This window comes from uncultured Thiohalocapsa sp., from assembly GCF_913063425.1.
GTDB lineage: Bacteria > Pseudomonadota > Gammaproteobacteria > Chromatiales > Chromatiaceae > Thiohalocapsa.
In genome coordinates, this window is sequence record NZ_CAJXYK010000104.1 from 1 (window position 1) to 5,337 (window position 5,337).

The following is a 5,337-nucleotide window of genomic DNA, read 5'->3' on the forward strand; positions in this document are numbered from 1 at the left end:
CGGTACTCCACGCCGCGCTCGGCCAGGGCTTCCCAGACGATGCGGTTGGACGGAAACTCCTGCGCGATGCCGACGATATTGTCGCCCGGTTTCCAGTCGAGTCCCTGCGCGACGAAGGACAGCGCCTCCGACGTGCTCTTGGCCAGCGCTACGTCTTCCGGTGATGCGGCGCCGATCAGGTCCGCGAGGCGCTCGCGCAGCCGCTGCTCGGTGGCCTGCCACAGCGGATAACCGCGGGAGCCCTGGCTGCCGCAGCCGGCGGCGAAGGCCTGCACCGCCGCCACGGCGCGCCTGGGCCAGGGGGCGATGGCCGCATGGTTCAGATAGATCAGTTTGTCGTCGAGCTGAAGCTCGTCGCCAAAGGGGTCGCTCAAGTCACTCTCCTCCGGTTGCCCGCCGGCATGATGCCAGGGAGCGCGGTCCGGGCACCAGCACCGCGGCGGGGATGCGCGCCCGAGCGGAACAGGTGTCTGCGCCCACTCGACAGGGGCGACGGTGCGAAGGGCCCTGGGGCCGAATGCGGTGATGGCCGGGGGGTGCGAGATAAGGTTGCAGGGTGCAATCAGGGGAGGACACGCCGGCGGGCATCCACTTGCAGGGATGCCCGCCGTGCTGCTCCACCGTTGACGCTTGGCGGCGGCCCGTTCTGTGGCGTCGTCAGTGCCGCTGGCGCCGGCCTGCCGAAGGTTGCGCGTGTTGCGCAGGGCGACCCGGCATGCTGCCTGTCACCGCTTCGGTCCGAACAGCCGGCGGGCGGCGACGCCCGTGCCGCCGACGCGCGCCCCGCACGTGATGGCGGGTTTCCACGGCAGAGGTGTCCTCTCCCTTGAGCATAGCCTGCCGGCGGCGGACTGCAACCACACTGTCATCCTCCGGCGCAGTCCGGTTGTGGTCCCCGGTCCGCCGCCGGGGGTGGGTCCCCGAGCGCAGCGAGCGGCAGATAGGGGCTCCGCAGGTCGCAGCTGAGCCCGTGCCGGCGCGCCACCGCTTCCAGCGCAAGCGCCCAGAGCGCGATCAGTCCCTCGGGCACGCGCTGCCAGTCGCCCGCGGTGGCCGCCGCCGCATGCGCCTGCAGCAGCGCCCGGCAGGCGTCCGTCAGGGCCGGCTGATCGCGGTTCAGGACGGCAGCGATACCCAGGTCCAGCGGCCCCGCCCAGTCCCAGGGGTGGGTCAGTTGCGCGCCCGGCGCTGGTGCACTGGTCGCGGACAGCGGCTCGACGGGCGCATCCACCCCTATCTGCACCAACCGCAGGAAGGCCTCGGCGAGCCGCAGGTCCCGCACCGTTTCGGGCCGGAGCCAGGTCTCCTGCGGGATCTCCGCCAGGCGTCGGCGCAGGGCCGCATCGCCGACGGCCACCGTCGGCATCAGCGTCGCTTCGAAGTCGAGCAGGCGCGCATTGCCGGTCGCCGCCCCGAGGCGGCCCTCCTGCCAGCGTTGGACGCCGTGCGCTGCCGCCGCGCGCAGGTGCGTGCGCACCATCGCGGGGTCACCGTCCCGGTGCGCAAGCAGGCCGCGGAAGAGGGCGTTGCGGTGCGCGCGAAACGGGGTCCAGGGCTCGCCGGGCGGGGGCACATACAGCGCCCGAAACCGGGCCGCGGCGGCATCGGTCATGCGGTTCAGCTGTGTCATGGGTGCGGGTTGGATCATTCCTCTGCCGCTTCTGCGAGGAGCGCCAGCACGCGTCGCACGAAGGGGTCGTCCTGCGGCATCTCGGCCAACATCGCCTCCAGCTTGGACCGGACCCTGGGCGTCGCAAGCAGTCCGCGGATGTGCGGGTCGTCGAACAGGTCCGCGTCGCGCAGTGCGTAGTGCGGGCGGCCGTGCTTCGCCTGCGCGATGGAGGTGCCCGCGGTGGAGTTGCTGTCGCTGGCCTGCACCACCTCGCCGCGCAGGCGCGGATCACCCGTCAAGGCGGCTCGCAGCAGCAGGTCCCCGAGCTGCTCGCCGTCCACCTTGGGGGAGTCGCCCGCCCGGATCATCTCCAACAGGGTCGCGAGCACCCATTGCCCCGTCATCTGCTCGCCCTTGTCCGGCTCACCCAGCTTGGCTCCGGGTCCCTTGGCTTCACAGACGAGCAGCGTGCCGTCCGGGTCGCGCCAGACCTGATCGAAGCCCGTGCCCTTCTCGAACGGACCGATCAGGGTCGGTGTCGGCTCGCGCTCCAGCATGAAACGGGTCAACGCAAGCTCACCGACGACCTCCGTCACCTGCTGCTTCAGGCCTTCGGCACCGGTGCCGAGCACGTCCGTGTAGGTCACCAGGAGCGCGTAGCGGACCTGCTGCTGGTAGAGATTGATCAGATGTTCGCGCAGGACCTCGGACTGGCGCGCGGCGCCGCTGGCGCTGACGCTGTCCAGCAGCCGCTCGACGGTGGCCGCGTCCGGGGTGAGGCTCTGCTGCACACGGCGGCTCGCGTCCGCCGCGCTGTCGCGGAAGGCGCGGGCGATGCGGCTGTGCTGCGCCGCGGTGGTGGGCTGGCGCGCATCGATGATGCCCTTCAGCATGGCCGCCAGCTCGGTCCATGTCAGCACCAGGGTGTCAGTGCCGACGGGGATGCGCAGACCCGTGTCGGCGGCGCCCGTGGCGAGCCCCGTGCGCAGCGCCCCGAGCAGGTCGGCCAGCGCCGCTTGGTCCAGCACCACCGGTGGGTCGCCTTGGGCGAGCCGGGTCTCGATCTCGAACCGCAGCCGCAGCGCGAGCCAGGGGGCATGCTCCAGCAGCGTTCCGCGCTGACCGTCGCTCCATGGCGGCTGCGGTGTCGCATCCTCCACCAGGGCGGCATAGAGCGGCTTCGGCGTGCGCTGCACCTGATCCTGCCAGCGCGCATCCGCCTCCGCCAGCTGCTGCACCCAGGCATCGCCCTCGGCGAGGCTGGGTGGGTCGTTACCGAGCCCGCCCAGCAGCTTGTCGATACCCACCTTGGTGTCCAGACGGTTGTCGGCCCGGTGCACGTCAGGTCCGAGCGCCGCCCGCCGGCTCGCATCGTCGCGGCCGGCGCGCAGATAGTCCACCAGGTCCCGCAGCCCCGGCTTGTGGTCGTCCGCGGCCCCGGCTTCCGCCGCGGCCCTGCGCTCGGTCTCGTGGGCTTTGGCCGCACGGAGCAACCGCTCCGTGCGCGCCAGGAAGGCGACGTACTGGTCCTGGTCCCGCGCCACCGCGAGCAGGTCCGCGAGCAGCGCATCCGGCGCCACTTCCGGCACATCCAGCTCGCCCAGGGTGTGCCGCAGCTGCGCCACCGCCTCCAGCAGCCCGATCCGGGCAGCGTCGCCGCCCTTCGCGAGCAGGTCCGCAAGCTGTCCCTGCGCGTCCGCTCCGAGCGCCGGGAACACCCGCCCCAGGGCCTCGGCGATGTCCGGCTTGTGCGCGGCGGCGCCCACCACGGCGTCGATGAGCGCCCGGCGCAGGGCCGGGATGTCCGCCACGTCCAGGTGCACGCCCTCGGCGACCACGAGCATCGCCAGCGCCACCCGCAGCGCGGAGCGCTGTTGTCCGGTCGCCACTTCCATGCGTGACAGGCCGGCGAAGAGCCGTGCGCTGTTGCCGGCGGAGAGCCCCGCCGCGTGCCGCTGCACCGCGCGGACGAAGTTGCCGATGGCGGCCTCCGCACCATCGCCCAGATGGGAGAGGGCCGCGCCCTGGCGCAGCAGGCCCGGCAGGGCAGCCGCGTCCAGCTCCACCAGCGCCAGCAGACTCGGCTCCCGGGCCAAGGGCTCCAGCAGCGCGGCTTTCAGCGTTTCCGAAGCCTGTGCCAGGTGCTCGGCCAGGCGCCGCAGCTGGGCTTCGTCCCCGGCCGCCGCGGCCGCCTCGACGAGCCGCCGGGCGGGCGCAAGGGCGCTCGGCACGAAGCGCGCATCCGGGCTGCCCCGGTCGCGCACCGGCAGACTCGCGAGCAGCGCGGCAAGCGTGTCCGGCTGCTTGATTGCTCCGGCGATGCTGCGCAGGTGCGCCGCCACCTCGCGCCGGTGGTCTACCCGCTCCACGCTGGCGACCCGCGCCGCCAGGGTCGCGATCTGCCCGGGGTCTGCGGCAGCGGCCACGGCCAGCAGGTCCCGCACCGCGCTCGGGGGACCGTGAGCGCCGGATTCGGCACCGCTGGTGCGGATCAGCCTGGCCGCCAGCACCGGGTCCAGCTCCAGGCGCAGCAGCCCCTGAAGCTCCAGTGGATGCAGTGCTTGCGCGCCCCGGCGCAGCGCCGACGGGCGGGCGCCGGCCGCCGCCGCGAGCCGCGCCAGCTCCGTCTCGCCGATGATCTCATCCCGGAGCCGCGCTTGGGCGTCCGCGGGCAGGGCGTCGATGACGCCGGCAAGCCGCGCGTGCAGTGGATGTGCGGGGCCTAGGGCCGCGAGCTCCGCCAGCAGCGGGCGCACCGCGTCGATGTCAGGCGCCGCCGCGGCGGCGTCAATGCGGTTTGCCAGGCTCGGCTCCGGTGGGGTGGGCTCCGTCGGCGGCGCACGGCTGTCTTTCTGAAAGAGCCGCGGGGGCTGCTCCAGCCAGTCCGGGCTGTGCAGCACGCCGGCCGCCATGGCCTGGATGGTCTCCGGGGTGAGCGCCGCCACCTCGCCGGCGCGCCGGCTGAGGTTGGCGAGCGCCGTGCGGCTGAGCTCCAGCTGGTCCGCCAGGCGCCGGCGCTCGGCCGGGTCGGCGGCGTCGCCGAGGCGCGTTTCCAGGTCGGCGATGCGCCGCTGCTGGGCGTCGATCTCCAGCTCCAGCTTGTTGCCGTAGCGGGCGATGCGCTCGGCGAGCGGCATGCGCTGCCAGTCCGCCAGGCTCACCTCCTCCAGGGCTTCGATGTGCCGCGCCCAGTCCGGGTCCCGGGCCTGGAGCACGTGCAGGCCCTCCTCGCCGAGGGCGCCCGGGTCCGCGCCCTCGCGCAGCACCACCACCGGCTCGCCGTGGATGATCATGGTCACCGCCTGGCCGCTGGCGGAGCGGGTCATGGCGGCGAATTCGTCTGCGCGCATGACGATCACCGGCGTCTCGGCCACCAGGTGGCGCTGCGCCGCCGGCACCGAGTCCAGCAGGGCCGCGCGCAGCCGCGCGCGCTCGGCGGCTGCCTGGCCCTGCTCGCCGCGGCCGGCGGCGAGTGCCGCGTCAAGGGCGGTGTCGAGGGCCGCGCGGTCCAGGTCGGGGTCGCTGCGCAGGGCGTCGTCCAGCATCCGCGCGCGCTCGGCGGGGCGCAGGTCGCGGTCCTGCGCCTGCGCCGCCCGCAGCAGCACCAGGGCATGGTCGGGCAGGGCGGCGAGGGTGTCGCGCAGCGCCGGTGGCACGTTGGAGAGCCGCTGGGCGCGCTGCGCCCGCGCGGCGGCGACCGCGGCGGTGCGGCGGGCGGCGGCACG

The 5,337-nt window shown here is 74.0% G+C and carries 3 protein-coding genes; all 3 read right to left on the minus strand.

Features of this window, described 5'->3' with window-relative positions:
* Window positions 1–374: aminotransferase class V-fold PLP-dependent enzyme (locus tag QZ607_RS25570; RefSeq protein WP_295889046.1), on the minus strand; the 374-nt coding region annotated here is incomplete at its 3' end.
* Window positions 375–865: 491 nt separating this feature from the next.
* Window positions 866–1,630: an Imm49 family immunity protein gene (locus QZ607_RS25575; protein WP_295889048.1), complete on the minus strand. Its 765-nt coding sequence runs from the start codon at window positions 1,628–1,630 to the stop codon at window positions 866–868.
* A 14-nt stretch (window positions 1,631–1,644) separates the two neighbouring features.
* The coding region (locus QZ607_RS25580; protein ID WP_295889050.1) for a hypothetical protein at window positions 1,645–5,337 on the minus strand (3,693 nt) is incomplete at its 5' end.